General features: G+C 69.7%; 3 protein-coding genes. All 3 read left to right on the top strand.

Annotated features, from left to right (window positions below; genetic code table 11):
* The coding region (locus AB0H87_RS41070) for a M14 family zinc carboxypeptidase (protein WP_360159061.1) at positions 1–1,188 on the top strand (1,188 nt) is incomplete at its 5' end.
* A gap of 96 nt (positions 1,189–1,284) precedes the next feature.
* On the top strand, positions 1,285–1,818 hold the full coding sequence (locus AB0H87_RS41065) for an SET domain-containing protein (protein ID WP_360159058.1): 534 nt from the start codon (positions 1,285–1,287) through the stop codon (positions 1,816–1,818).
* Positions 1,819–1,867: 49 nt separating this feature from the next.
* Entirely contained in the window at positions 1,868–2,104 is a 237-nt protein-coding gene (locus AB0H87_RS41060) for a hypothetical protein (protein WP_360159055.1), read from the top strand.
* Positions 2,105–2,187 lie beyond the last annotated feature (83 nt).

Below are 2,187 nucleotides of genomic sequence, written 5' to 3'. Positions count from 1 at the left end.
AACGGCGTACAGGCGAAGACCGTCGACCCTGGCAAGAAGAACCGGCCGCTGAACGCCACGTACAAGGACCGGGTCCTGACCGTCTCGCTCGCGACGGACAGCACCGGAGCGGTGATCAGCACCACCGACCAGGTCGCCGCGTTCATCAGCGCGCGCTACCCGCAGGTGTTCAACGCGTTCGTCGAGGACGGCTCGGCGGGCAAGGTCATGCCGGTCGCCGGCCCGGCCCGGCTCGACGACGGCCTCGACGGCACCGAGGTGTCGAAGAAGCCGTGGACCGTGCAGGCCATGCGGCTCGGCTCGGTCCGCGACGGCTCGAAGATCGGCGTGATGGCGTACTCGCAGGAGCACGCCCGTGAGTGGGCCACCCCGCTCGTGACGCTGGAGTTCGCGGAGCGGTTGCTGGCCAACTACGCGACCGATCCCGAGACCAAGTCGCTGCTGGACAATGTGGACGTCTTCGTGCTCCCGGTGGTCAACCCGGACGGTGCGAACTACGCGTTCAACGACTACAACTTCCAGCGCAAGAACATGGTCAACCACTGCGTCGGTGCCCAGCGCGACCCGCGGCTGGCCAACTCGTGGGGCGTCGACGTCAACCGCAACTACACGGTCGGTTCCTACTTCGACGGGTACGTGGGCGGCAGCGCGAACTGCCTGTCGGGCACCTACTCCGGCACGTCGGAGCTGTCCGAGGCGGAGAGCAGCAACGTCATCGCGCTCGCCGAGTCACACCCGAACATCAAGTTCGCGATGAACGTGCACAGCTACGGTGGCTACTTCATGTGGCCGCCCGGCTCCTACAAGGCCGACGGCCGGATCACGCTGCCGCGTCCGTCCATCGAGGAGTCCGCGTACTTCATGGAGAGCGCCAAGCGCATCATCGGCGCGATCCGCAGCTCCCGCGGCACGGTGACGTGGCCGTCCTACACCGGCCCCGTGGCCGACGTGCTGTACTCGGCGGCCGGCAACTCGGCCGACCAGCTCTACTACGAGCTGGGCATCCTGGCCTGGGACTTCGAGGTCGGCAACGACCTGTGGAACGCGGAGACCCAGGAATGGGAGGGCGTCGGCTTCCAGCCGCCGTACGAGGAGGCACACGCGGAGTCGCAGGAGTACGCGTCCGGCCTGGTCGAACTGGTCCGGGTGGCCCGTGACCTGTCCGCCGAGGGCGCCGTCCAGCCGTAACCCGTTTCCCGAAGAGGCCCCCGGTCCCCCACCGGGGGCCTCTTCGTGTGATCCGTGGGCGCGACACACCCGCTAGGGCGTCCTAGGATGTATCGCGTGGTCGACGTGCCGGAACCGGACTGCTGGCTGCACCCCGACGTCGAGGTGCGTCCGTCACCGATCGCCGGGCGCGGCCTGTTCGCGAGCCGGCCCATCGCCGCGGGCACGGCGGTGTCCCGGCTGGGGGGTCGGCTGGTCGACGGGGCCGAGCTGCAGGCCCTGCTCGCCGCGGCGGCCCGGGACCCGCGCCACCCCTACGTCGACACCATCACCGTCACGGACGCCCTGCACCTCGTGCTTCCACCAGAACGTCCGAACGGCCGCGGCAACCACAGCTGCGACCCGAACCTCTGGTGGACCGACGCCTACACGCTGACCGCCCGGCGCGACATCCGCGCGGGCGACGAGCTAACCAACGACTACGCCACGAGCACGGCGGTCGCCACGTTCACGATGGACTGCGCCTGCGGCTCCGCCCTGTGCCGACACCGGATCACCGGCACCGACTGGCAACGGGTGGACCTTGCGCGACGGTACGGAGACCACTGGGTGCCCGCGCTGCTCGACCGCATCTCTCGGCAGGCGACGTAGGCGTCAAATTGGCGTGCGGCAGGCTGTCCGCCCTGCGATGGTCGACGGCATGGACGGTGGACCGGCCCGGTTCCGCGGGGATTCCCGCAGGTTCCTCCGCGCGTACGCGGCGGACGGTGTCGACGTCCTGCTCGCCACCCATGTCGCCGCCCGCCTGCGGGAGCGCGACCGCGGGACCGTGCACTCGACCATGGTGGAGCGGCTGCCGCGCTGGCTGAAGGCCCGCGACAACCGCACCGAGATCCTGCGCGTCATCGCGCACCTGCGCGCTTCGTTGCCCGGCTGACCAGCGTGGCGTCCTCGGCGACGAACGCCCGCCACAGCTTGATCGCGATCTCGATGATCTCGTCGGCCACCTCGGCGGGGAAC

Origin of the sequence: Asanoa sp. NPDC050611 (assembly GCF_040654855.1) — a bacterium.
In the GTDB taxonomy this organism is placed as follows: Bacteria; Actinomycetota; Actinomycetes; order Mycobacteriales; family Micromonosporaceae; genus Asanoa.
Note: the sequence above shows the minus strand (reverse complement) of the source record. Positions and strands in the feature narration are given on the sequence as shown.

What these genes read in the sequence shown, in the direction of transcription:
- AB0H87_RS41060 (WP_360159055.1), top strand. Translation starts at nt 1,868, where the DNA reads ATGGACGGTGGACCGGCCCGGTTCCGCGGGGATTCCCGCAGGTTCCTC.